At 57.6% G+C, this 25538-nt stretch carries 21 protein-coding genes; 14 read left to right on the forward strand and 7 right to left on the reverse strand.

Translation table 11 applies throughout. The annotated features are described in order from the left end of the window. Positions 1-65 precede the first annotated feature (65 nt). Positions 66-827, reverse strand: coding sequence for an FkbM family methyltransferase (locus GOW48_RS06960; protein WP_170752498.1), 762 nt, complete (start codon positions 825-827; stop codon positions 66-68). 100 nt (positions 828-927) lie between these two features. Here GOW48_RS06960 and GOW48_RS06965 point away from each other — a divergent pair, with 100 nt between their 5' ends. Beyond that, positions 928-1527 (forward strand): superoxide dismutase, encoded by a 600-nt coding sequence (locus GOW48_RS06965; protein WP_170354575.1) that lies wholly within the window; start codon positions 928-930, stop codon positions 1525-1527. A gap of 199 nt (positions 1528-1726) precedes the next feature. Here GOW48_RS06965 and GOW48_RS06970 read toward each other — a convergent pair whose 3' ends face one another. After that, positions 1727-2473, reverse strand: coding sequence for a calcium-binding protein (locus GOW48_RS06970; protein WP_170752500.1), 747 nt, complete (start codon positions 2471-2473; stop codon positions 1727-1729). 570 nt (positions 2474-3043) lie between these two features. On the opposite strand from GOW48_RS06970, the gene GOW48_RS06975 reads away from it, so the two are divergent. Continuing rightward, the gene (locus GOW48_RS06975) at positions 3044-3496 is read left to right on the forward strand and encodes a host attachment family protein (protein WP_170354573.1); all 453 of its coding nucleotides are present in this window, start codon (positions 3044-3046) and stop codon (positions 3494-3496) included. 35 nt (positions 3497-3531) lie between these two features. On the opposite strand, the gene GOW48_RS06980 is transcribed toward GOW48_RS06975, so the two are convergent. Continuing rightward, on the reverse strand, positions 3532-4095 hold the full coding sequence (locus GOW48_RS06980) for an LOG family protein (protein WP_170752502.1): 564 nt from the start codon (positions 4093-4095) through the stop codon (positions 3532-3534). 126 nt (positions 4096-4221) lie between these two features. Here GOW48_RS06980 and GOW48_RS06985 point away from each other — a divergent pair, with 126 nt between their 5' ends. The 3 genes from GOW48_RS06985 (at position 4222) to GOW48_RS06995 (ending at position 7957) form a co-directional block, all read left to right on the forward strand. Next, complete coding sequence (locus GOW48_RS06985; protein WP_170752504.1) at positions 4222-5634, forward strand: LysM peptidoglycan-binding domain-containing protein; 1413 nt, start codon at positions 4222-4224, stop codon at positions 5632-5634. A 78-nt stretch (positions 5635-5712) separates the two neighbouring features. Next, positions 5713-7518: an ABCB family ABC transporter ATP-binding protein/permease gene (locus GOW48_RS06990; protein WP_170752507.1), complete on the forward strand. Its 1806-nt coding sequence runs from the start codon at positions 5713-5715 to the stop codon at positions 7516-7518. 40 nt (positions 7519-7558) lie between these two features. Further along, positions 7559-7957, forward strand: a complete 399-nt coding sequence (locus tag GOW48_RS06995; protein WP_170752509.1) for a DUF2147 domain-containing protein — start codon at positions 7559-7561, stop codon at positions 7955-7957. Between the two features lie 33 nt (positions 7958-7990). On the opposite strand, the gene GOW48_RS07000 is transcribed toward GOW48_RS06995, so the two are convergent. Together GOW48_RS07000 and GOW48_RS07005 are read right to left on the reverse strand one after the other, a co-directional pair. Then, on the reverse strand, positions 7991-11752 hold the full coding sequence (locus GOW48_RS07000; RefSeq protein ID WP_170752511.1) for an efflux RND transporter permease subunit: 3762 nt from the start codon (positions 11750-11752) through the stop codon (positions 7991-7993). Further along, positions 11749-12981 (reverse strand): efflux RND transporter periplasmic adaptor subunit, encoded by a 1233-nt coding sequence (locus GOW48_RS07005; RefSeq protein ID WP_170752513.1) that lies wholly within the window; start codon positions 12979-12981, stop codon positions 11749-11751. The genes GOW48_RS07000 and GOW48_RS07005 overlap by 4 nt, the downstream gene beginning before the upstream one ends. A gap of 225 nt (positions 12982-13206) precedes the next feature. Between GOW48_RS07005 and GOW48_RS07010 the strand changes: the two genes are divergently transcribed. The 5 genes from GOW48_RS07010 (at position 13207) to GOW48_RS07030 (ending at position 18560) form a co-directional block, all read left to right on the forward strand. After that, positions 13207-13878, forward strand: a complete 672-nt coding sequence (locus GOW48_RS07010) for a hypothetical protein (RefSeq protein WP_170354566.1) — start codon at positions 13207-13209, stop codon at positions 13876-13878. A gap of 41 nt (positions 13879-13919) precedes the next feature. Then, complete coding sequence (locus GOW48_RS07015) at positions 13920-15242, forward strand: PQQ-like beta-propeller repeat protein (RefSeq protein WP_170752515.1); 1323 nt, start codon at positions 13920-13922, stop codon at positions 15240-15242. Between the two features lie 48 nt (positions 15243-15290). Next, positions 15291-16754, forward strand: coding sequence for a ribosome biogenesis GTPase Der (gene der / locus GOW48_RS07020; RefSeq protein ID WP_170752517.1), 1464 nt, complete (start codon positions 15291-15293; stop codon positions 16752-16754). 165 nt (positions 16755-16919) lie between these two features. After that, the gene (locus GOW48_RS07025) at positions 16920-17906 is read left to right on the forward strand and encodes a fatty acid desaturase (RefSeq protein WP_170752519.1); all 987 of its coding nucleotides are present in this window, start codon (positions 16920-16922) and stop codon (positions 17904-17906) included. Positions 17907-17984: 78 nt separating this feature from the next. Beyond that, the gene (locus tag GOW48_RS07030; protein ID WP_170752521.1) at positions 17985-18560 is read left to right on the forward strand and encodes a helix-hairpin-helix domain-containing protein; all 576 of its coding nucleotides are present in this window, start codon (positions 17985-17987) and stop codon (positions 18558-18560) included. A gap of 55 nt (positions 18561-18615) precedes the next feature. Here GOW48_RS07030 and serS read toward each other — a convergent pair whose 3' ends face one another. Together serS and GOW48_RS07040 are read right to left on the reverse strand one after the other, a co-directional pair. Further along, complete coding sequence (gene serS, locus GOW48_RS07035; protein ID WP_170752523.1) at positions 18616-19908, reverse strand: serine--tRNA ligase; 1293 nt, start codon at positions 19906-19908, stop codon at positions 18616-18618. Between the two features lie 72 nt (positions 19909-19980). Then, a complete protein-coding gene (locus tag GOW48_RS07040; RefSeq protein ID WP_170354560.1) occupies positions 19981-21642 on the reverse strand; it encodes a mechanosensitive ion channel family protein in 1662 nt (553 codons plus the stop codon). 202 nt (positions 21643-21844) lie between these two features. Here GOW48_RS07040 and yajC point away from each other — a divergent pair, with 202 nt between their 5' ends. From yajC to GOW48_RS07060, 4 genes are read left to right on the forward strand one after another with little or no spacing between them, the layout of a single operon-like run. After that, positions 21845-22132, forward strand: a complete 288-nt coding sequence (gene yajC, locus GOW48_RS07045) for a preprotein translocase subunit YajC (protein ID WP_170325331.1) — start codon at positions 21845-21847, stop codon at positions 22130-22132. 33 nt (positions 22133-22165) lie between these two features. Then, complete coding sequence (gene secD / locus GOW48_RS07050) at positions 22166-23827, forward strand: protein translocase subunit SecD (RefSeq protein WP_170752524.1); 1662 nt, start codon at positions 22166-22168, stop codon at positions 23825-23827. 2 nt (positions 23828-23829) lie between these two features. Further along, a complete protein-coding gene (gene secF / locus GOW48_RS07055; protein ID WP_170752525.1) occupies positions 23830-24798 on the forward strand; it encodes a protein translocase subunit SecF in 969 nt (322 codons plus the stop codon). Continuing rightward, entirely contained in the window at positions 24779-25537 is a 759-nt protein-coding gene (locus GOW48_RS07060; protein WP_170752526.1) for a TSUP family transporter, read from the forward strand. Before secF ends, GOW48_RS07060 begins: the two co-directional genes overlap by 20 nt. Position 25538 lies beyond the last annotated feature (1 nt).

Here is a 25538-nt window from a genome sequence, read left to right on the forward strand (position 1 = left end):
TTGGGCGCTGCCAGCCGATATCCGCGCCTACCTTGTTTTAGATCTACAAGCGGCTGGGAAAAAGCCTAACCGCTTAAGACAAAAGACTGAAAACCGTTCAACGACGTTGGCGCAGTCAGGGCTTGCACCCCGACCTCTTCGCCGTTGGCATTGCGGCAAGATGGGTAAAACGACAACAAATCCGCCAGTTTGGCCATTCGATCCTGACGTGGCGCCTCGGGCAAAAGCGGCGCGTGGGTAGAAAGATAAAGCGCGGGGCGGGTCACTTTCAGAAACGGGATAAGGCTGGGCAGAACCATGTATTCTGCACCCTCGATATCCATTTTAACGAGTGACACACTGGACAGGTCGGTCGCGGCTTCGAACTGATCCCAGGCAATGGTCAGCGCATCACTGCCATGAGCCGCGTCATGCAAAAGGGAACTGGTGGAATCACCGGGTTCTCCCCTTACCGAGGCCATACGTGCAACGCCGAACCGATCCGACAGGGCTACGCCAAAGGCCGAGACGTTGCGGACGTTGTTCAAATCCATGTTCCAGGCCAGGTACCGGTAAGCTGTGGGGTCAGGCTCAAAGCACCATACATGTCGCGCGCGCCGCGCGCCGTAAAGAACGGTGGGGCCGATCCATGCACCTATATCCAAATAATCGCTTTCGGGTTTCAGATGAGCATCCAACACGGCAAAAGTCTCGGGCTCCCACAAGCCAGCAGTGGCCTTGCGCCAGAATTTCGAATGGTAGGGGTCCAGTCGAAACCGTTCTCCATTCAGACTGCCTGCATAGTATCCGCGGGCGCGGTAAAACATCTTGCGCGCCTGTGTCAGCATCGCGGACCTCCGGGTTTTCTTGTCTCTGCCCTTGACCTATGGCCGTTGCCAAAGCATTTAACCTTTGGAACCGCAACAATCATTTCAACAGGGGGCCGAGATGGCTTTTGAACTTCCTGATCTTCCTTATGCACATGACGCGCTGGCAGCCAAGGGCATGTCCGCGGAAACATTGGAATATCACCACGACCTGCACCACAAGGCCTATGTCGACAACGGCAACAAGCTGATCGCCGGAACCGAATGGGACGGCAAGTCGATGGAAGAGATCATCGTGGGCACCTATGACGCAAATGCTGTCGCCCAGAATGGTATCTTCAACAACATCAGCCAGTTGTGGAACCACAACCAGTTCTGGGAGATGATGGGCCCCGGCGATAACGCCATGCCCGGTGAGCTGGAGAAGGCTCTGGTCGAAAGCTTTGGTTCGGTTGACGAATTCAAGTCGCAGTTCAGCGCTGCAGGCGCTGGCCAGTTCGGCTCGGGCTGGGCGTGGTTGGTAAAGAACGCAGACGGCTCGCTGGCTGTCACCAAGACCGAAAACGGCGTGAACCCGTTGTGCTTTGGTCAGACCGCGTTGCTGGGTTGCGATGTGTGGGAGCATTCCTACTACATCGACTTCCGCAACAAGCGTCCGGCCTACCTGACCAACTTCCTAGACAATCTGGTCAACTGGGAAAACGTCGCCTCGCGGATGTGATCGGCTGACGGGTAGTACGTTTTTGAGGGCCTGCTTGCGTAAGTGAGCAGGCCTTTTTCTTTTGAAATTAACGGTTGCTGCAGGAGGTTGAGGAATCGGCAGCATTCTTCATTTCTATGACCACTTTGAGCCCAAAGGAGACGTTTGGATCAAGCGCAGCGAATGACTGCATCAATGGTGGTTCACGCGACTTTCCACACTAGGCAAAGACGAAATCATCAGCACTTACACCGACGACTCCTAGAAGTGTAATTTCGTTCAAGTCCAAAGCGGTGCCATCAAGGTCGATGATGGTATTACCGTTTATCTCTTGAATATCCAGCGACAAGAACTCTGTCTCGGCAATACCATACCCGGAAATATCCAGCTTATCTTTTCCCACCTCAAAATCATGGATGGTATCTAGCCCACTGTCCGGTTCAAAAACGAAACTGTCGGCTCCTCCTTGGGCCTCTTCAAAGAGAGAACCATCTCCCCAGAGGTCGTCGTTTCCAGTTCCTCCGACAATGATATCGTTACCTCCGACAGTGTCGCCGTATAGGTTCGGAGCGTCGCCTACGATCAGGTCGTCGTCTGCTCCGCCGTTCAAAACATCGTCGGAGTTCTGGCCGAAGCCAACTGCCCAATCCGTATCTCCGAACAAGTAGTCGTCACCGTCATCGCCCGAGATCGTATCATTCCCATACAGTCCGACGACCACATCGTTACCTTCACCCATTTCGGCGACATCGTCCAAGTCAGTGAGAATAACATCCTCACTGACATCGCTGCCAACAACATGAACCGGAGCCTGTTTTCCTTTGGCGGAATAAAAATCGAAGTGAGGAACATTCTCCTCGTCAGTATAAAGGTGATCTATAAAGCTATCGAAGTTCTTTTTGGACGCAAGCACGTCTAAGTAAATTACAGAGCTTTCGCTATCGTTTTTCGGTGGTTTTCGCGGCATTAGACTTCCCTCGAAGATAGAAAGGAATTGCTTCTGCCTGATCTGCCGTCGGTTCACGGTACAGCATCGGTCTGACTACGTCTACCGCCATTGATTTCGGTCGACCCGAGCTTGAGGGTTTCGCGTCCCCGCCAAAGCTCAGAATTAGCAAGTGGAATTTTGAGAGCGTGGGCTAAAGGCTTTCCTCGAATGGCACCAATGTCCGTCAACCGGACGTTCATTCGGGTAAGGCGTGCTGCCGTGCGGCCAACGGCAGCTTTGTCCCGCTCGGCAGAAATTGAATTGGTTGCACTGTGCGGCAAACTTTGATTGCCGGTTCGCATATTAGCATCTTCATCCGTTTCTGGTTCGCTAGCGTACCCATCGGTAGTTTCCCGCCGATAAATTCGAATTAATCTGAATGAGTATTGTACGGGCCCCGGTCGTCCCTAGCTATATTAGGCGGAGGGAGAGAACCGCCAATCAACTGAAAAAGCTCACGTAGCGCGCTGAAAAACCGTTGGCGCGCAAAGGGATAGCTATGTCTGTTGAACAAGGGATGGTCACATAAAACCACAACAGGAGATCACGATGGTCGCACTTTCACAGGGAACTTGGATTGTCATTGCTGACGGCGAAAAAGCACTGTTCATGGAGAACATTACGGACGCGGAAGACCCGAATTTGATGATTGTTTCCGTCGAAGAGACCGACGGGCCGGCAGGCCGACCATCGGATCGGGCTGGGCGGCGCGCGGATGCTGGTCCGAACCAGAAATCCGCAGTTGAAGAACCCAAGTGGAAAGCGCAGGCGAAGTCTCTGTTCGTGCAAGACGTCGCTAACCTGTTGAACCGAAAGGGGTTGAAGGGAGCGTATAAACGCCTTGTCCTGGTCGCCAGCCCTCATGTCCTGGGCCTTTTGCGTCGGCGTCTGCACAGCGAAGTTCTGGGCAAGGTCGTGGCCGAAGTTGACAAGACTTTGACCAACCACCCACTCCATAAGGTCGAGCAGGTTTTGATTAACCGTTTGAAGCCTGCGACTTAGGCTAAATTCCGAAAGCAGGCGACGCGCTCGCCTGCTTATCCCCTGGGGGCAGCCAACAGTGTCCGCAGATTTGCCATGGCCGTTTCCGGCCCGTCGACCCACGTAATGAAATCGCCCAGCGAAGCGTCGGCAAAGCCCTGACCGATGACCTGCTGCACCAGATCGTGCAGGGCGTCCCAATACCCGTCCACGTTCATCACCAGAATGGGTTTGTCGTGCAGGCCCAACTGGCGCCATGTCAACGCTTCGAACAGCTCGTCCAGCGATCCGGGTCCGCCGGGAAGGACGACAACCGCATCCGCATTCATGATCATGACCTTCTTACGCTCGTGCATCGTTTCGGTGATCACAAATCGGGTCAGGTCGGTCTTGCCAACCTCGCGCTGTAACAGGTGAACTGGGATGACGCCGAACGTGTCTCCTCCTGCGTCTTGTGTGGCGCGGGCGACCTCTCCCATCAGCCCCACATCTCCCGCGCCGTAGACCAGACGCCAGCCTTCTTTGGCAAGGTGCTGCCCGAATGTGCGCGCAGCCTGTGCATAGGCCGAATTAACACCATTGCGTGACCCGCAATACACACAGACGGATTTCTGGGTCATTATATAGGCTCTCCGGGGTTGTAACTGCGGTTTTGACCCCTGATAGCGGGATTGATAGATTGGCTCAACCGTCACGCAGAATGTGTGGAAGTCAAAGCATTTGCGCTGCGGAGTGAAAGGAAAAAAATGGACGCCAAGTCGGGAAGCGAAAGCACCGGTCCTGTCACCTGGGGGGTGATCATCGGGATACTGGTTCTGGTCGGGGCCGCAGGGGCCTATATGTCCGGGGTGTTTGACCAAGAGCCCGAAGGGTCGGGCGCTCAAACGGATGTGGTCGATCAGCCGGTTCAAGACACCGCAACAGAGCAAAGCGCGGCCGTGTCCGAGGGTGAAGGCAGCAAACCAAGGCCTTCGGAAAACACAGAAGCGGCTGAGACCGAGGCTCCCGCAGAGCCTAAAGCCGAAACGGCCCAAGCAGAAACTGAAGCGGCGCCCGAATTGTCACCGCCGACTCTTGATCAGATATTCGTTGAACCGGACGGGAACGCGGTTCTGTCCGGCTCGGCTGAGCCAGGTGCTTTGGTGCGCGTCCTGCTGGATGGGGAAACTCTGCACAGCTTTACGGTCGACGGCAGCGGCCAGTTTGCCGTATTCGTCACGATCCCGTTCGCCAACACCGCGCGGGGGCTTGTGTTGGAGACAGACAAAGACGATCAGCCGGTCCGGTCGGATGACTACTTGATCGCCGCCTTGCCCGAGCCCAAGGTCGAAATTGCGGCGGCTGAACCCGCTGAAGACACGCCGGCAACGCCCGAAGCGCAGGAATCCTCTTCGGCAATTGCTGAAACTGCGCAGACCGAGACGTCAGCGTCCGAGGATGATCAGGTCGCGAGCGCCAGTCAGCAGTCCGACGATGAACAGAACGAGACGAGCGCCCCGACACAGGGCGGCGAACAGCGTGACACCGCGCAAGCGGAAACCGCTCCGACCGCGGATGCTGTGCTTGACGCTCCGGAAGAGCCTGTGCAGGAAGAAACCCAAAATCAACAGGTTGCGATACTGCGTTCGGGTGAAGACGGGGTTGAGCTGGTGCAACCTGCGTCTCCGCAGGACAGCGCATCGGATCAGGTTGCACTGGACACTATCGGGTATTCTGACGCTGGTGATGTCGAGTTGACGGGCCGCGTGCCTGATGGTTCGGTGGTGCGCCTTTACCTGAACAACCGATTGGTTGCGGATTTGCCGCCAACCGATGACGGTAAGTGGCGAAGCGAGCTTGAGGGGGTCGACCCCGGTGTTTACACCCTGCGGGTGGATGAGGTCGGTACGGACGGTACCGTTGTCAGCCGTCTTGAGACGCCCTTCAAGCGTGAACCGCTAGAGGTTCTGCGTGCTGCTGATACCGCCAATGGGTCTGCCGCACCCGATGCGCCGGTCATCCGTTCGGTCACTGTTCAGGAGGGCGACACGTTGTGGGCAATCTCGCGTGATCGCTATGGGGACGGGCTTTTGTTCGTGCGTGTGTTCGAAGCCAACCGCAATGCGATTCGTGATCCTGATCTGATCTATCCAGGGCAGGTCTTCACCATTCCCGAGTAATCCTGTACCTCTGGCCCTCTTGGGTCAGGGGCCAATCTCTGACCGCAGGTTTGGTACGTGATGAGACGAGCAGCCCATATGCATTCTGAAGACATGCCCAAGGTCGACGAACGCCGTTCCGGCTGGCGAACGATCCGCAAGGTCGCTCCCTATCTATGGCCCGAGGATGAGCCATGGGTGAAACGACGTGTCGTTATCGCCATGAGTATGTTGGTTATCGCCAAGCTGATCGCTGTCTACACGCCGATCCTTTACAAGGGCGCGGTTGACAGCCTTGCCGCCGAGGGGGTGCCTCCGCTCGCACTCGGAGCCGTTGGGCTGACGGTCGCTTACGGTGTTGCGCGGATGATGACGGTGGGGTTCCAGCAGTTGCGCGATGCGGCGTTTGCACCTGTCGGTCAGCGGGCATTGCGGGCCTTGGCGCTTGAGACCTTTCAGCACATACACCAATTGTCGATGCGCTATCACGTGACCCGCCGTACCGGTGGCCTTAGCCGGATCATCGAGCGTGGCGTCAAGGGGGTCGATTTTCTACTGCGATTCCTATTGTTCTCTATCGGGCCTTTGATCCTTGAGCTGCTATTGGTTGCGATCATCCTGATGTGGTTGTTCGACGTGTGGTATCTGGTTGTGGTCGCGGTCACCATCGCGCTTTACATCTGGTTCACTTTTGCGGTCACAGAATGGCGCGTAAAATTGCGCCGTGAGATGAACGATCAGGACACCGAAGCCAACCAACGCGCCATCGATAGTCTGCTGAATTTTGAAACCGTCAAGTATTTCAATGCGGAAGAACGCGAAGCTGAGCGGTATGACGTGTCGATGAAGGCTTACGCTGGGGCCGCGCTCAAAACGGCGTACTCATTGGCTTTCCTGAATTTTGGGCAGTCCTTCCTGATTACCTGTGGGTTGATCGGGGTCATGGTGCTGGCCGCGCTGGGCGTGCAGGCTGGCACATTAACCGTGGGCGATTTCGTGATGGTGAATGCCTACATGATCCAGATTACGGTGCCTTTGAACTTTCTGGGAACGGTCTATCGTGAGATCCGGCAGGCTCTGGTTGATATGGGGCAGATGTTCGATCTGTTAGAGCAGCCGGCCGAGGTAACGGATAAGCCCAATGCGCCCGCGCTGGATGTGACCGGCGGCGAGGTGACGCTGCAGGATGTCCGGTTTGGGTATGATCCTGACCGTGAAATCCTGAAGGGCGTGTCGTTGACCGTTCCTGCGGGGCAGACTGTGGCAATCGTGGGGGCAACAGGGTCGGGTAAATCCACAATAGGGCGTCTGCTGTTTCGGTTCTATGATGTGACCGGCGGGGCATTGAAAATCGACGGGCAGGACGTAAGGGACGTGTCGCAAACCAGCCTGCATTCGGCCATCGGAGTTGTCCCGCAGGATACCGTACTGTTCAACGATACGATCCGCTACAACATCGCGTACGGCCGCAATGGTGCCACACAAGAGGATGTCGAAGCCGCCGCAAGAGCGGCGCAAATCCACGACTTTATCGTTACGTTGCCCGAAGGCTATGACACCAAGGTTGGGGAACGTGGGCTGAAACTGTCAGGCGGGGAAAAGCAGCGGGTTGGGATCGCGCGCACGTTGCTCAAGAACCCTCCGATCCTCTTGCTGGACGAAGCGACATCGGCGCTGGATACCGACACCGAGCAAGAGATCAAGGACGCGTTGGCCCAAGCTGGCAAAGGACGCACGGTGCTGACCATTGCCCATCGTCTTAGCACAATCGCCGAGTCCGATCGTATTGTTGTGTTGGAACGTGGCGAGATCATCGAACAAGGCACTCATGACGAATTGCTGCAGCGTGAAGGTCGGTACGCGCAATTGTGGAACCGGCAGCAATCGGACGCGCAAGCAGCGTAATTTTGTGCTAGACTTCGGGATATTCTCCGTAGGTGTTGGAATGCGTCAGTTTTCGTGGATATCCTTCGTTTGCGTAGCAACGCTGACATGCAGTGCAGCTTGGGCCGGAGATGACCCGATCATAGGCGTCTGGAAGACCGAGCCGGATCGCAAGAACCTGACGTCGCACATCAAGATTACCGCGTGTGGCGATGCGTTTTGCGGGCAAATCCTGTCGGCGTATGACGCGTCGGGCAAAGAGGTTCAGACGCCCAACATCGGTAAGAAACTGTTTTGGGATGTGACCAGCGAAGGCAATGGCAAATACGGAGGGGGCGAATTCTGGGTTCCCCTGATTGACGTGGATGCCGTGCCGCAGATGACGCTTGAGGGCGATACTCTGCGGGTGAATGGCTGCGAGCATCATATCTGCGCTCATCAATCCTGGACGCGCCTGTAAAGAAGCGGGGCCGGCACTGCCGACCCCGATGTATTACTCAGCGGCCCTAAGAGGTGACCCCGGTGGAGTGTCCTTGCGCGGGTCTTCGGGTTTGTCGTCCCAGATCACTTCGGCCGATTGTGCTTCAAGTGCAGCCTTGTCGGTCTCCATGTCCTGGGCGACCTGACTGGACTGACCGCTGGACGCACGGACCACAAGTTTCGCAAGCAACACTGCATAGGTCGAAACCCAGACGCGCAGGGCTAGGAATGATGGCGTGACGATCAGGGTCAGGATGGTTGCAATTCCCAAACCAAAGACCACGGCTGTTGCAAGCTGCTTCCACCACAGCGCAGTCGGGCTGTCGATGGAATAACCACCGTTGATAAAGTCCAGCGACAGGCCGAACATCATCGGGGTCAGACCTGCCATAGTGGTCAGGGTGGTTAGCAGAACCGGACGAATACGGGCCTCGGCGGTGCGGATGATCGCCTCGATCCGAGGCATGTAGCGGCTGTATTCCTGATAGGTGTCGATCAGAACAATGTTGTTGTTCACCACGATCCCGGCCAAAGCTACGATCCCTGTCCCCGTCATGATGATCGAGAAGGGTTGCTGCATAACCATCATGCCCAGCAACACACCGGTGGTCGACAGCACCACCGCCAACAGCACCAGAACCGAGTTGTAGAAGCTGTTGAATTGCGCCAACAGGATCACAAACATCAACCCCAGCGCACCCAAGAATGCATTGGCAAGGAAAGCCCCGGATTCGGCCTGTTCCTCTTGGTCGCCGGTCCATTCCCAAGAGATCGCCGGACCAAAGGGGTTCGTGTCCAGCCATTCTGTCAGCACTGCAATGCGTTCGTTGGGGTTCACCGGCGAGATCGACGCGGACCCTTCGTCGATCAACGCCTGAAGGGCGCCCACGTCTTCGGACCCAGACAGCAACACAACATCGTATTCAACACCGTTGGTGCCAGTCAGGCTGAAATCCGTTGCAGTCGTGTCTTCAGCGACCTGTCGCAGCACGGCCAACCTTGTGGAGGTACCGTCAGCGGCCTGAGTTGCAACTTTGCTGAGGCCCGGTTCCACATCCGCCTTCACATCGAAGTATCGCTGCTGGTCGACACGGTTGATCTCGGCCAGTTTTGCAACCGGCTGGCGGGTGACAAAGTTGGAAAGCGGGACCAGTCCGTCGGCTGTCCGGACTTTCAGAGTATCCAGCGTCGACAAGACGCGATCTTCATCGGGCAGACGGACACGGATCTCGATCTCTTCATCGACCGTTTCGGGGCGCATTTCCCCCAGCAAAAGGCCGCGCGTGACCAGTTGCACCATCGCCCCTACGGTCGCTACATCTGCGCCAAACCGGCCCGCTTTTGCGACGTCGACGTCAATCTGCCAGTCGATACCCGGCAGCGGCAGGGTGTCCTCGATCTTGATTAGGCCGGGAGTTTCGTCGAACATCGCCCGCGCGGCGGTCGTGGCGGCTGTCAGCTGCTCTCGGTTGTCGCCCTTGAGGCGCAGGTGCACCGGTTTGGCCGAAGCCGGGCCTTGTTCCAAGGGCAGGATCTCAACCACGATCCCTGGCAACGTCGCCAGTTCCGCGTTCAACTGATCCAGAACGAAGTCACCGTCATACTCCGGAGCGATCGTCTGGCGGTCCAAAAGGCCAAAGAGGATCGGCTCGGACAGGGTAGGGCGGTCCTCCCACGGGATAATCTCGAACTGTACGCGACCGATCGTGTCGGCCGGTGCCTGTGCGCCACCGTTGTTCTGGTTCAGCCCCCCTTCACCCGCAAACGAAAACACATTGATGACCGCAGGATGGGCACCAATGATTTGCTCGGCAGCCAGCACCATCTCGTCTTTTTCTGCCAACGAGATATTGCCCCGTGCGCGGACATAGGCCGTGGCCTGCTCTGGCTCGCTTTCGACAAAGAACTCGACCCCGCGGTTGTTATTGCCGTAGGCGAACATGACCGCCATCACCAGAATGGCAACGACGACGATGGAAACGACCGGCATGATCGGGTTGCCAACCAGAAACTTGATGAAATGCCCGAACCGAGTGTGTTCGCGCACAGTATGCACGTGCTGATCCGGAGCGCGCTCGATCTTGATCGCGCTCAGCGTGATCGACCCGGCAAAAGCTCCGAGGATGAACAGAACCGCGCCCAACAAAAGGCCACCCGCAGGAATCAGGAAGGCTGGGTTCAACATTTGCATCGCGCCCAGGAACATCAGCAGAAGGGCGGGCGGCACCATCAGGGCGCGCATGTTCCATGAGAACCGCGCACGTAGCCAGTGCGAGGCGCGGTCAAACATACGGCTCAGACGGCCCGAAACACCGCCCATGACCGGCAGGTAGATTAGGGCAACGATCAACGAGGCTGACAGAACAAAGATCAGGGTGACCGGAAGCATGCCCATGAACTCACCCGGTACACCGGGCCAGAACAGCATGGGCAGAAACGCGCACAGCGTTGTCGCGGTCGAGGACACGATAGGCCAGAACATCCGCTGGGCGGCTTCGACATAGGCGTGCATTGGCCCGACGCCGTCCTTGATGCGTTTGTCAGCATACTCCACGACAACGATCGCGCCGTCGACCAGCATGCCCACCGCAAGGATCAGACCAAACATAACGATGTTTGAGATGCTGACACCCATAACTGCAAGAAAGGCGAAACACAAAAGGAACGAGGTCGGAATGGCGAACCCGACCAGCAGGGCTGCACGTGTACCCAATGCGGCCAGCACCACGATCATAACCAGTGCAATCGCCGTCAGGACCGAGCCTTCGAGCTGGCTAACCATTGATCCGACGATGCGGCTTTGGTCGTTCGATGTGCCAAGCTGGATCGCGGCCTGCATCTCGGGCGGCCATTTGGTGCGAGCCTCGGCAATGGTCTTTTTGACGTCTTCAACCGTGTCTATCAGGTTGAAGCCCTTGCGCTTGACTACCTGCAAGGCGACGGTGGATTCGCTGTTGAACCGGGCAGTGCCTTCGCGATCCTCGAACGTATAATTGATCTGCGCCAGCTCTCCCATCGTGACGACGCGGTCACCGTTCACCTTGACCGGCAGGTCATACACGTCCTGAGCCGTTTTGAACGATGAAGGAATCTTGACCGAGAAGGTACCTTGTTCGGTTTCGACCTCACCGGCTGCAATCAGTTGGTTGTTGTTCTGGACGACGTTGATCAATTCAGCGGCCGTGACGTCATAAGCCTCAAGCCGCAACGGGTCGATGATGACCTCAAGCAGTTCGTCCCGGTTGCCCGCAATGCCGGCTTCCAGAACCGAGTCCATGGCCTCAAGATCGTCCTGCAAATCTTTGGCAACGCGCGCCATCGTGCGTTCGGGGACTGCTCCGGTCAGGTTGACGATCACGATCGGGAATTCGGAAAAGTTGATCTCGGTCAGGGAATACTGTTCGGCCCCGTCCGGAAACTCGGCCTGAGCACTGTTCATCGCGTCGCGCACATCGGCCATGATGGCTGTCTTGTCCCAGCCAAAGTCGAACTCGAGCGCGACCCCGGCATAGCTTTCTGCCGCCGTCGAGGTCATCTCTTTCAGGCCGTCCAGGTCGGCCAGCTCGGTCTCCATCGGTTTGACCAGAAGGTTCTCAGAGTCTTCGGCCGAGATCCCTGGAAACTGAACCGAAACGAACAGGGCAGGGATTTCGATGTCCGGCTCGCCTTCCTTGGGCAGGCCAACATAGGCAAAACCACCGATCACCAGCGAAATCGCGATAAAGGCCAGGACCATGCGCGCCCGGCCAGCGGCCCAACTGACGATACCGGTCATTCGGAGGGTTCCTTGTATGTAGGCTCAACCGTCACACCGCTGGTTACGAATTCCTGACCAACAACAATCACGTCAACGGTTTCGGGCAACCCACCCAACCACACGCCCTCTGACGAGTCGCGCAGCAGACTGACAGGCTTGAAGTCGACCACGTTGCCACTGCCGATCGTCCGTATGCCCACTTTTCCTTCGTGGTTCAGGGTCAGGGCCGATTGCGGCAGCAGATGCGCCTTGGCGCCTTCCGCGGCAATGCGGATATCCGCAGTCTGACCGTCGCGGATCGAAAGATCGGGGTTGGGAACGGTAACTTCAACTTCGAAGGTTCGCGTGGTTTCGTCGGCCGATCGGCTCAGAAATGTGACGCGACCGGCGACCTGCAGCCCGGTCACCAATGTTGCCGAGGCCTCGGACCCGACAATCACACGGTTGACCTCGGCTTCGGGGACAAACCCAACCAACTTGATTGGGTCCAGCTGAATCACGGTTGCACACAAAGATCCCGGTTGCATCAGACTACCCAGTTCAGCCGTATCGCTTTCCAGCAGACCGTCAAAAGGTGCCTCAATGGTCTGACGATCAATTTCGCGCCGCGCGGCTTCGACTTCGGCGATGGCGGCTTCAATGCCTGCGCGGGTCGCCTCAAGCCCCGCCTCGGCGGTCTTGATCCCTGCCTCGGCTGTGCGCATGGCCGCCTGGCTTGAAATTTTGCGTGTTTCCGAGCCGAACCCGGTTTCAGACAGGCGCTCGGCGGCGGTCAGATTGATCTCGGCCTCTGCGACCAGGGCGTGCGCCTCTTCCAGACGGGCTTCGGCTTCGGGGATACGGCTTTCGGCCTCCAGCTTGCCCGCCATGGCCTCGGCCAGGCTGGCTGGACGCGTGCCCGGATCAAGCTCACACAGCAAGTCGCCGGCTTTCACAAAGCTGCCCTTACGTTTGGGATCTGAGATCACGGTCGAGGTTGTTTCGGCCAGAACTTCGACCTGCCGGTTGGCTTTCGTCTGCCCACGCAGCAGAACAGCACTGTCAATTTCGCGTGCGGATGACCTAACGGCAACAACACCGACGACGGCCTGAGAAGCCCCCGAAACAGCCTCACCTTGTGCGTCAGAAGCGACATTTTCGTCGGCTTCCGCACGGCCAGCCAAAGCGAAAAGGGCGTCGCGTTCGAAGACTAGCAGAAACAGCGCGACGACAACGAGCAAGGCATTTACCAGTGAAATCAAACGCATGTAGAATTTCTCCCAGAATTCTTCGCCAAGATTTCTTCGGCGCTCAGGCATAAATGTGGGCCTGATTATGTATCTTTTCTACGCTGAACTGAATAGTTTGGTTCACATTTTTGCGCAACCCTGACGGGATAGGGTGAAAATGTGCGAATTCCGGCCCTTGGCTTGGCAAGGGTGCCGGGGTATGACATGGCGCCATACACCACTGACACAGCCCGGAGGGCAGGGATGAGCGACGTCGACAGTTTTATTGATGAGGTGACCGAAGAGGTGCGCCGAGACCGCCTTTACCTGCTGTTGCGCCGGTGGGGGTGGATTGGTGTCCTGCTTGTGGTTCTTATCGTCGGCGGTGCCGCGTTCAACGAAATCCGCAAATCGCGGGCAACTTCGCAGGCTCAGGATTTAGGCGACGCGATTCTTGCAGCGCTGGCCAAGAACGACTCGGGTGAACGCGCGACTGATCTTGCAGCAGTCGAGAGTGCCTCGCCGGGTGGTGACGCTGTTCTAAACATGCTGCTGTCCGCATCACAGGTTGAAGCCGGATCCGAGCAGGATGCAGTGGATAGCCTGAACACGATTGCGGTTCAGGGGGACCTGCCAGAAATCTACCGTGCGATTGCCGCTTTCAAAGCGCTGCTGTTGCAAAGCGATACGATGCCCGCAGCAGACCGCCGCCAACAATTCGAGGCGCTGGCTGCGCCCGGTGCACCGCTGCGGTTGCTGGCTGAAGAACAGCTGGCGCTGATAGACGTCGCCGAGGGTAACACCGATGCGGCTATCGAACGGTTGCAGACATTGCGCCAAGATGCCGAGATCGGTGCTGACCTGCAGCAGCGCGCTGCGCAACTGATTGTGGCCCTTGGGGGCGTACCGGAACCCTTAGTGGCCCGTCAGGGCTGAACTGCGGCGCAAACAACACTGACAGACGAGTTCGGATCATCATGGTAACAAGTCTCTTTTCTCGCGTTGGAGTGTCGGTCGCATTGGCCTCTGTCACGCTTCTGGCGGCATGTGAGGAACCTCAGGTCATCCTTCCCGGCGTCCGCGAGGATATTCGTCCAGCTTCGGACAATGAAGCAGTCGAGACACGCGGATCGAAACCAATCAGCCTGCCGGCACAACAGGCCAACGCCAATTGGTCGCAAAGTCCTGGCACTGTTGCCTATCGTACAACGCACCCGCAACTGCGCGCGACCCCTCAACGGGTCTGGTCGGCGTCGATTGGCAAAGGGGATTCGCGCAAACAACGGATCACAGCAGAGCCCGTCGTCGCAGGCGGATTGATCTACACGCTTGATTCCGAGGCTAATGTGACCGCGACCTCGACTCAGGGTCAGAAAGCTTGGAGCACGAACCTTATTCCCGCAAATGATGGTGACGAGGACGCAACCGGCGGCGGAATGGCGTATGCGAACGGGGTGCTTTACGTGTCGTCCGGGTTTGGCCGTCTGACAGCACTGGATGGCAAGACTGGGGCAATCCGCTGGCAAAAGCGCTTGAACGCGACAGGAAGTGGCGCGCCACTGGTCAACGATGGGCTGCTCTATCTGGTCGCAGGGGACGAAACAGGTTGGGCGGTGGATACCAGCAACGGACGCATTGCCTGGCAGATTCAAGGCACACCGAGCGTGGGTAATGTTCTGGGGGCTCCGGCCCCTGTGATCGCTCAGGATTTTGCGGTGTTTGCATTTGGGTCCGGCGATGTGGCGGCTACTTTTCGCAAGGGCGGAATTCGTCGCTGGAATGCTTCGGTCGCCGGAGGGCGTCGTGGACGGGCGGCGGCCCAGATCGTGGATGTGACCGGAGGGCCGATGGTGGCCGGGGACACTATCTATATCGGCAACCATTCGGGCCGGACCGTGGCGTTCGAGATCGGATCGGGCGAGAGGAAATGGACCGCCGATGAAGGCGCAATCGACACTGTATGGCCGGTTGGCGGAAGCCTGTTCCAGATCAGCGACCGCAGCCAGTTGGTGCGTCTGGACTCGTCCGATGGGTCGATCATCTGGGCGCAGGATCTGCCGGGTTTTGTCAAGGACAAACCCAATCGCCGAGGACCGATCGTTGCGCATTATGGGCCCATTCTGGCTGGGGGGCGCATTGTTGTTGCCTCGAACGACGGTTTTGTACGGTTCTTCAATCCCGTCGACGGGACGCTGTTAAACCGTGCGGAAGTGCCTGGCGGGGCGACAACGGCGCCGGTTGTGGCGGGGCAGACGCTGTATGTCGTATCGACCAAAGGTGATCTACACGCTTTCCGTTGACGCAAAGATGCGCTAAATGGCGCGTCTGAGTCTTGAAAGTTTAGTATCATGTCGCTGACCCTCGCCATCGTGGGGCGCCCCAATGTGGGCAAATCCACCCTGTTCAATCGCCTTGTGGGCAAACGCTTGGCCCTGGTCGACGACCAGCCAGGCGTGACGCGAGACCTGCGCGAAGGCGAGGGGCGTCTGGCCGATCTGCGCTTTACCGTGATCGACACCGCCGGGCTTGAGGACGCGACCGATGACAGCTTGCAGGGCCGGATGCGCCGTCTGACCGAGCGTGCGGTGGACATGGCCGATGTCTGCCTTTTCATGATCGACGCGCGGGTTGGCGTGACACCGACCGACGAGCTTTTCGCTGATATCCTGCGCAAACGTTCGAAACATGTGATCCTTGCGGCGAACAAGGCCGAAGGCTCGGCCGCCGATGCCGGTGTGCTTGAGGCTTATAATCTGGGTCTCGGTGAACCCGTCCGCCTGTCGGGTGAACACGGCGAGGGGATGACGGACCTTTATACTCAGCTGATGCCTCTGGCCGACGCGGCCGAAGAGCAGGCGCAGGATGAGGCCCCGGACACCGATATCGAACTGGATGAAGATGGTGAGGGCGAAACGCCTCTGATCACTGCGGCCAAGCCGTTGCAGGTGGCCGTAGTAGGTCGTCCGAATGCCGGAAAATCTACGTTGATCAATAAAATCATGGGCGAAGATCGTCTGCTGACTGGCCCCGAGGCTGGGATTACCCGCGACGCGATCAGCCTGCGTATTGACTGGGCTGACCCGGATGGCGATAGCACGCCGATGCGGATTTTCGACACGGCGGGTATGCGCAAAAAGGCAAAAGTGCAGGAAAAGCTCGAGAAGCTATCTGTATCAGACGGCCTGCGCGCAGTGAAATTCGCCGAAGTTGTGGTGGTTCTGCTGGACGCGGCGATTCCGTTTGAACAGCAAGACCTTCGCATCGCCGACCTCGCCGAGCGTGAAGGGCGCGCGGTCGTGATCGCGGTGAACAAGTGGGATATCGAAGAGGAAAAGCAGGAGAAACTGCGCGACCTCAAGGAATCCTTCGAACGTCTGCTGCCGCAGTTGCGCGGCGCGCCTCTGATCACCGTGTCTGCGAAAACAGGCCGGGGACTGGAGCGCTTGCGCTCTGCCATCCTGCGGGCCCATGATGTGTGGAACCGCCGTGTACCGACTGCGGCGCTGAACCGGTGGCTGACCGCAATGCTGGAGCAGCACCCGCCGCCAGCGCCGCAAGGTCGCCGAATCAAACTGCGCTATATGACACAGGCCAAAACCCGCCCGCCGGGATTTGTGGTGATGTGCTCGCACCCTGACAAGATGCCCGAAAGCTATAACCGCTATCTGGTCAATGGTCTGCGAGAGGATTTTGACATGCCCGGCACACCCATCCGCCTGACGCTGCGCGGGCAGGGTGACAAGAACCCATACAAGGGACGGCGCAAGAAAAACGCTGGTGCTTTAGCCAAGCATCTCAAAGGTCGCGCGTAACTGCGCCAATTTTCAGCATTTTCAGCGGTAGGGCGTGACATGCCTCGAACTGCGCGCTAGCATTCAAGCGCGTGCATCTGTTTCTGCACGCACGGGTTGCATGCGGAGATTCCGCGCTTAATTTCATGTTGATATTGAACCGGGCCATCGTGAGGGGCGGGCTGGATGGATCTTAGGGAATACACACGACAATACGCAGTCCAGGACAATCGCCTGGCTGCACTGAGTTACTTTGGAACTTTTGCCGTTTATTTTACGTCGCTGGCGCTGGCGATTGCATATGTGGATCAATGGTTCATCATGATCCCTGCCGGAGTAGTTTTTGCCTTCTCAGCTGTGCGGCTTTACGTCTTGCAGCATGATTGCGGGCATCACTCACTGTTCGAGACGCGCCAGCAAAACGAGTGGGCGGGGCACGGGCTGTCCCCCTTCACATTTGCCCCTTTTGAAGTGATGAAGCAGAACCATAACCTTCACCACTCGGGCATAGGCAATCTGGAACATCGCGAAACCGGTGAAATCCACACCATGACCCTGCGTGAATGGAATGAGGCAGACTGGAAAACCCGTTTTTTCTATCGCCTTTATCGCAATCCGTTCATTCTGGTTCCAGTAGGTGCGTTGTTTACCTATTTCATTCGTTATCGCTGGCCCAAAAACACTGTCCGGTTTGGGGTGGCGGGGGTGGTACTGCACAACCTGTCGATCGTCGTATTTTTGGGTCTGCTTTACCTCATCGCTGGCGGTACCGGCGTTTTGGTGTGGATTGTGTTCTCATTTCTGGGCGGGATGCTGGGTGTGTTCCTTGTGTACCTCCAGCACAATTTCGAGGACACCTACTGGGACCGCCGTCCCGACCTTGACCCCAAGCTGGCAGCTTTGCATGGTTCCTCTGCGCTGGATTTCGGCTGGTGGTTCGACAATGCTGTCGCTTGCATCACGTTGCACGACATCCATCATTTCAATGCGCGTATCCCATCCTATCGGCTGCGCGAATGCCACTATAACCTTCCTGCCGAATATACGCCCCGCCGGATCAAGTTCCCCGAGGCCGTCGCGGCACTGAACCTCAAGCTGTGGGACGAGGATGCCAAACGACTGGTACCGTTCCCAAAGAAGACGCGGACAACAAATCTGGCCCATAGCAGCTAGCGTATAGATCATATTCGCTTGCGGAATTGTATATTCTGTGTATATACAATTTATTGGGCGATGAAGAAAGGACAAAGAATGACCGCAGTGACCAATGTCAAAGGTGTAGGCGAAGCGTTGGGAAAAGCGCTTGTAGCCAATGGCTTCAAAACAGCCGAAGCCATTGCCAAGGCAAACCCCGCTGATCTGGTCAAGGTCCCGCGAATTGGGGCGGCGCGCGCTCCTTTGTTGATTGCCGCCGCGAAAGAGGCGGTGTCGTCCAAACCTGCAACCAAACCAACTGCAAAACCTGCAGCCCGCCGGACGGCCGTACGCAAACCGGCCCCGCGTAAACCTGCGGCTCGCAAGACCGTGGCCGCTGCCGCCGCCGAAAAACGTGCGCAAGACGCGGCGCGTAAAGCGACCGAGGAGAAAGCAGCAGCAGAAGCTGCCGAAGCAAAGGCAAAGAAAAAGGCCAAAGCTAAGGCCAAGGCTGAAAAAGCGGCGAAGAAACGGGCAGAGATGGAAGCCGTGTTTTCGAAAGCCAAGGATAAGGTGAAGGCCAAGACGAAGAAGGGCAAAAAGTCCAAAAAGGACGACAAAGCCAAAGACAGTAAGAAAAAAGATGACAAGAAGAGCGGCAAGAAAAAGGATAAGAAAAAGGCGAAGAAGTAAGACCTCTTCGCCCTTTGATCTTGTTGTAACCGGCGGCTGCGGCGCGCCGGTTTTCTTATGCCAGCGTTCCGTCCGTTTGCAGCGTCAGCTTGCCGCCAAGATAGGGGGAGAGCACCTCGGGCAGGGTGACGGTGCCATCGGCGTTCTGCCCGTTTTCCAGCACCGCAATCAGGCAACGCCCGACCGCCAGACCCGAACCGTTCAGCGTGTGAACATATTCCGGCTTACCGCCGCCTTCGGGACGGAATCGTGCGTTCATGCGGCGCGCCTGAAAATCACCACAGGTCGAAACCGAGCTGATCTCACGATACGTGTTCTGACCGGGCAGCCACGCTTCGATGTCATAGGTGCGGCGCGCGCCAAAGCCCATGTCGCCGGTGCACAGGATCACGGTGCGATAGGGCACGCCCAGTTTCTCCAAAATGCCCTCGGCGCAGCGCAGCATGCGTTTCTGCTCGTCGTCCGAATTGTCCGGATGCGTGACCGAGACCATCTCGACCTTTTCGAACTGGTGCTGGCGCAGCATGCCGCGTGTGTCTTTGCCCGCGCTGCCAGCCTCGGACCGGAAGCACAGGGAATGCGCGGTATAGCGGCGGGGCAGGTAGCTTTCCTCGATCATTGTGTCGTTGACGATATTGGTCAGCGAAACCTCGGACGTCGGTATCAGCCACCAGCCTTCGCGGGTCTGATAGCTGTCCTCTCCGAATTTCGGCAATTGGCCGGTGCCCTGCATCATTTCCGACAGAACCAGTACGGGGCCGTTCACCTCGGTCAGTTCGTTTTCATTGATATGTGTGTCCAGCATGAACTGCGCCAACGCGCGGTGGATGCGGGCGACGCCGCCGGACAGCAGCACAAAACGCGAGCCGGACAGTTTAGCGGCGGTTTCAAAATCCATACCGGTCTGAACGGCGTCGATCTCAAAATGCTCTTTCGGGTTAAAGTCCAGCTCGCGCGGGTTGCCCCAGCGGTTGACCTCGACATTGTCGTTTTCATCCGCGCCTTCGGGCACGTCCTCGGCGGGCAGGTTGGCGATGCGGATTAGTTGATCCGCAAGCAGAGCGTCCAGGTCCTTGGCCTCGGTCTGCATTTGGGCGATCTCGGCCTTTTTCTCGGCTACCAGCGCGCGCAGGCGTTCGAACTCGGCCTCATCACCGCGCGCTTTGGCAGCACCGACCTCTTTGCTGGCCTTGTTCTGTTCGGCCTGTGCGGTCTCAGCGGCCAAAATTTTAGCGCGGCGGCTTTCGTCCAACCGCAGCAGGTCCGACGACACCGGCGCGTCCCCACGGCGCGCAAGGGCGGCGTCGAAGGCGGCAGGGTTTTCGCGAATGGCGCGGATGTCGTGCATGTCTCAGATCCTTGAATGCGTGAATCACTGAGACCGCTTATGCACCATCTGAACCGCAGGGTGTAGCACCGGTTACGACTTATCCGCGCCCTCGTGGGATTCATGCGCCAGATGGCCATCCCATTCTTCGACCGGGATCTTGGGTTCGGGTGGATCAGCCATGTAAGATGGGGTCATGATCTGTACTCCGTTTTCATTAAAAACGGCCACGATATTGCGGTGCAGGTCGGATCGGATCTTGGGAATGATGCTGCCCCGCGTGCTATAGCCGTTGATCTGGTAATTGATCGCGTAATCGGCCAAAGCCGTCCACAAAACAAAGGGTTCGGGCTTGGCTTTGATCCCTTTGGTTCGGCGGGCGGCCTCGATCAGCATGGCCTCGACCTTTTCGGGCGGTTCTTCATATCCGATGCCGACGGTGGTGTGCAGCAGCAGCCCGCTGCCATCGGTTTTCTTTGAGAAATTCACCACGTCCGAGTTCATCAGCTGCGCGTTGGGGATCGAGATCAGTTCGTTCTTGATGGATTTCAGATGTGTCTCCATCAGCTTGATCTGAACCACGTCGCCAATGTGGTCGCCAATCTGAATGCGATCCCCGATTGAGGTCGAGCGGCGGTAAATGACGAACAGCCCGGCCAGCATGTTCGACACGACCGAGTTCGCACCTAGTGACAGCATCGCGCCTACAAGAATGGTCAAGCCTTGAAAAGCAGCGGAATCTGATCCCGGAATGTAAGGAACGGCAAAGACCAGCGCGATCAGGATGACGACGACGCGTGCGATGTTGAAAGTTGGACTCACCCAGTGTTTTTCAAAATCCCCCAGATCGAATGACCCGGCCTCGACGGCGTCAAAGAACACTCGCATGCCCCGAATGATATAAAGCGTGACCCAGCTGATTAGACCCAGCATGATCAAGTTGGGTATGTAACTAAGGATGCCCTTGAAGATCAGTAGAACAGGCTCAGTCAGGTAAGTCAGCAGAAGCTGCGCAAAGTACCGGGTTTCTGCAAAGGCGAGCAGGACGAAGGACAGATAATAGTAGAAACCCAGAAAGAAGATCACCAGCAGAACGAAATTCAGGCCATATCGAACCAGTGCGGCAATTGCTTCAGCCTGAACGCTTTTGGCGGTGGCAGTCTCCACGTCCTTCAGATGCCGTTGTACGAATTTCAGCGTCTTGCGTCTGATCCTGCGATGCAGCCAAAGGATTATTGCAACAAAGATAGCAAAGCCGATTGTCCATGCGGTGGCTTCGATCGCTCCGGAAACTCGCGCTTGATCAGTTCGATTGGACCTGTAGGCCTGGATCGCTTGCTCAATGGCCTCGCCATGGAGAAAACCGAGAACTTCCAGTTCAATTTGCTCCAGTTCCGCGTCGGCGACTGTCACAACCGATACCGACAGTCCGTCGACCAGTATGCGTGTGCCGAGTTCAGTATCCTCATAAGTGATTGTGACTTCGAGGCTATCCGAAGCTTCGGCCGCTTCTATTATTTTTTCCTGTACTGCTTCGGCGCGTTCCGATGCTGGTAGTGCACTGGAACCACGTAAGAAAAACAGAGTATCACCGTCCACGATAACGGGTGCTTTGAAAGTCTCGGATTGTTCTTCATTTTCGACAGGGACTTCGACCGTTTCCTGACCAGAAGCAGGCGCCGCACAAAGGCAAACCCATACTGTCGTGACTAGTATCTGGAGTAGCAATCCCAGTTTCAGATGAATGTGCGCCATTGGACCCCCCGCGGTTCAACTATATCGACGCAAGCGCTTGTTTCTAGGACTTAACTGCAACGCTTGGCCAAATCTTTGCGCATTATCTAAGTTTGGGTGCAAAAACCTGTACCGCCATTCCTTGCAAACAGTCAGTTCAAAGAATAGGTTCTCGCAAAATTTGCGGGCCTTTCCGCAAACACCAAACCAAAAGGAATATCCCATGGAAGGTGGCGCAATCGCCCAGTTTCTCCCGCTGATCCTGATCTTTGCGATCATGTATTTCCTGCTGATCCGTCCGCAGCAGAAAAAGATGAAGGAACATCAGGCCATGGTCGAGGCCGTGCGCCGGGGCGATCAGGTCGTCACCCAAGGTGGTCTGATCGGCAAAGTGTCGAAGGTCAAGGAAGGCGAGAACGAGATTGAGGTCGAGCTGGCTGAAAACGTCAAGGTCCGTGTTGTCAAATCGACCATCGCTCAGGTTCTGAACAAGACCGAGCCTGCGAAGTAATTTCGCGCGATATCTCGTTGAAAAGGCAGGGTAATGCTGCAAATTGATACCTGGAAGCGGGTTCTGATCTGGTCGGTCTGCGTGATCGGCCTGCTCATGGCCCTGCCGAATGCGTTCTACACGCGCGTCGAGCAATCCAACGATGCCAAAGCCGCGATCGAGCTTGGCATCGACACCCCAGACATGCAGGCTGAGGCGGCGCAGTGGCCGAATTGGCTGCCGTCCTCGCTGGTCAATCTGGGGCTGGACCTGCGCGGCGGCGCGCATCTTTTGGCCGAGGTCAAGGTTCAGGACGTCTACGAATCCCGCATGGATGCCATGTGGCCGGAAATCCGCGACGCTTTGCGCGATGAGCGGGCTACGGTTGGCACGATCCGCCGTCAGGACTCGGCCCCTGACGAGATTCGCGTGCGCATAAGCCAGCCCGAGGGGATGGCCCGTGCTCTTGAGGTCGTGCGCGGTTTGGCCCGTCAGGTCCAGACGCTTTCGGGCGTCGGCGCGACGGATATCGAAGCCCGCGCCGAGGGCGACTCCATCGTTGTGCAACTGTCGGATGCCGAAAAGCTGGCCTCAGACGACCGCACCGTGCGCCAATCGCTTGAGATCATCCGCCGCCGGATTGACGAAGTTGGCACCCGCGAGCCCACGATTCAACGCCAGGGCGCGGATCGTATCCTGATTCAGGTGCCAGGCATCGGCTCGGCGGGTGAGCTGAAGGACATCATCGGCACGACCGCCCAACTGACCTTCAATCCCGTCGGCGGTCGCACCACCGACGCAGATGCAACGCCGGGTATCGGGCAGGAAGTTGTGCCCTCGATTGACGAAGAGGGCGTGTATTACATCATCGACTCGGCCCCTGTTGTAACGGGTGAGGAGCTGGTCGATGCCCAGCCCGCGTTCGACCAGAACGGCCGCCCGGCAGTCAGCTTCCGGTTCAACACCTCGGGCGCGCGTAAATTCGGCGACTATACGCTGGAAAACATCGGTGCGCCGTTTGCGATTGTGCTGGATGATGAGGTGATCTCGGCCCCTGTGATCCAGAGCCACATTCCGGGCGGGTCGGGCATCATCACCGGTAATTTTACCGTCGAGGAAAGCACTAATCTGGCCGTCCTGCTTCGCGCAGGCGCGCTGCCTGCTGGGTTGGATTTCCTGGAAGAGCGCACCATCGGCCCAGAGCTTGGGCAAGATAGCATCGACGCTGGCAAAGTGGCGACCATCGTGGCCTTTGTGGCTGTGCTGGTCTTTATGGCGCTCAGCTATGGTTTGTTCGGTATCTTCGCCAATATCGCGTTGATCCTGAACGTCGGGCTGTTGTTTGGCCTTCTATCACTAATCGGGGCGACGCTGACTCTGCCGGGGATCGCGGGGATCGTGCTGACGGTCGGCATGGCGGTGGATGCCAACGTGCTGATCTTTGAACGTATCCGCGAGGAACTGAAATCCGCCCGAGGTCCGGCCCGTGCAATTGAACTGGGTTATGAAAAGGCACTGTCGGCCATTCTGGACGCGAACGTCACCACATTCATCACGGCGACGATCCTGTTTGCCATGGGTAGCGGCCCGGTACGCGGCTTTGCCATTACTCTGGGTCTGGGTATCCTCACCTCGGTCTTCACCGCGATCTTCGTGACGCGCCTGATGATCGTGATGTGGTTCGAACGCCGCCGCCCGAAAACGATCGAGGTTTGATCATGAGACTGAAACTTGTCCCGCAGGAAACTTCGTTCGATTTCTTCAGCCGCTGGAAGGTCTGGCTGGGCATTTCCGGCCTGATGATGGTCGTGGCCTTCACGTCCTTCATGCTGCAAGGTCTGAACTTCGGCATCGACTTCCGGGGCGGCACCACGATCCGCACCCAATCCGCGCAAGAGATCGACGTCGGTGCCTATCGCGACGCCATCGCGCCGCTGGAATTGGGAGATGTCACCATCACCGAGATTTTCGACCCGACCTTTGGCGAGGACGAAAACGTCGCCATGATCCGCATTCAGGCGCAAGCCGACGCCGAGGCGGTCTCGGCCGCGACGGTAACGGCTGTGGAAGAGGCATTAAAGGCGGCAACCCCCGATATTCAATTCGTGTCGGTCGAATCCGTCGGCCCCAAAGTTTCGGGTGAGTTGATCCAGACCGCCGTGATCGCCGTTGTCCTCGCGATCGGGGCCGTGCTGGTCTATATCTGGCTACGGTTCGAATGGCAGTTTGCCCTGGGGGCGGTTGCGGCCCTTGTGCATGACGTGATCCTGACCATCGGCATCTTTTCGGAACTGCAAATCCGCTTCGATCTGGCGATCATCGCCGCTCTGCTTACCATCGTGGGCTATTCGCTGAACGACACGGTGGTTGTCTTTGACCGGGTGCGTGAAAACCTGCGGAAGTACAAGAAGAAAGACCTGAAAGAGGTGTTGAACATCTCGATCAATGAGACCCTCAGCCGGACGGTCATGACCTCGGTCACAACCTTGCTGGCGCTGATCTCGCTTTATGTGCTGGGCGGAGACGTCATCCGTGGCTTTGTCTTCGCGATGATCTGGGGCGTGATCGTGGGGACGTATTCCTCGGTCTTTGTGGCCTCGACCATCCTGCTGTGGCTGGGTGTCAAACGCGACTGGTCCAAGCCGTCGAATACGGCGGGCAACCAGTTTGCAAACGTCGACGCCTGATTTTATCGGCCAGTCCCCGGCGGGGCTGGCCGTTATTCTTTTTGCGGCCTTCCTCAGCGGTATCGTGCGCGGGTTTTCCGGCTTTGGCACCGCTCTGATCTTCTTGCCCATCGCGACACCTTATCTCGGCCCGTTCGGCGCGCTGATCGGCCTGACCATCATGGACATCTTCGGGCCGCTCCCCAACCTGCGCCGCGCGTGGCGCGAGGTTGAGCGGGGCGATCTGATCCGCCTTGTGGCCGGATGCGCGCTGATCTTGCCCGTTGGCCTTTGGGTGCTGACGCAGGTCGACCCGGATGTGTTTCGATACGCTGTCAGCCTGTTGGCCCTCGCGATGCTGGCCATCCTGATCCTGGGCCTGCGCTACCACGGTCCTGTCGGCCGCGCGATGGTGGTCGGGATCGGCTGCGCGGCGGGGTTCCTGGGCGGAGTAGCGGGCTTGCCAGGCCCCGCCGTGATCCTGTTCTACATGTCGCGCCCTCTGCCTGTTACCGTCATCCGCGCAACGATCCTGCTATTTCTGTTCGCGTTTGACTTCCTGCTGTTCGGCTATCTGACCGGAATGGGCCGCGTAACCCTCGCGGCCGCGCTGCTGGGCCTCATGCTTGCCATCCCCAATCTGATCGGCAACTGGCTGGGCGGGAAATTGTTCCGCCCCGAATACGAGCGGCTATACCGTGCCGCCGCATATGTTGCGATTGCACTTGCCGCCTTGTCGGGCCTGCCAGTTTGGGGCTAAA

This window comes from Ruegeria lacuscaerulensis, assembly GCF_013033355.1.
Lineage (GTDB): Bacteria > Pseudomonadota > Alphaproteobacteria > Rhodobacterales > Rhodobacteraceae > Ruegeria > Ruegeria lacuscaerulensis_A.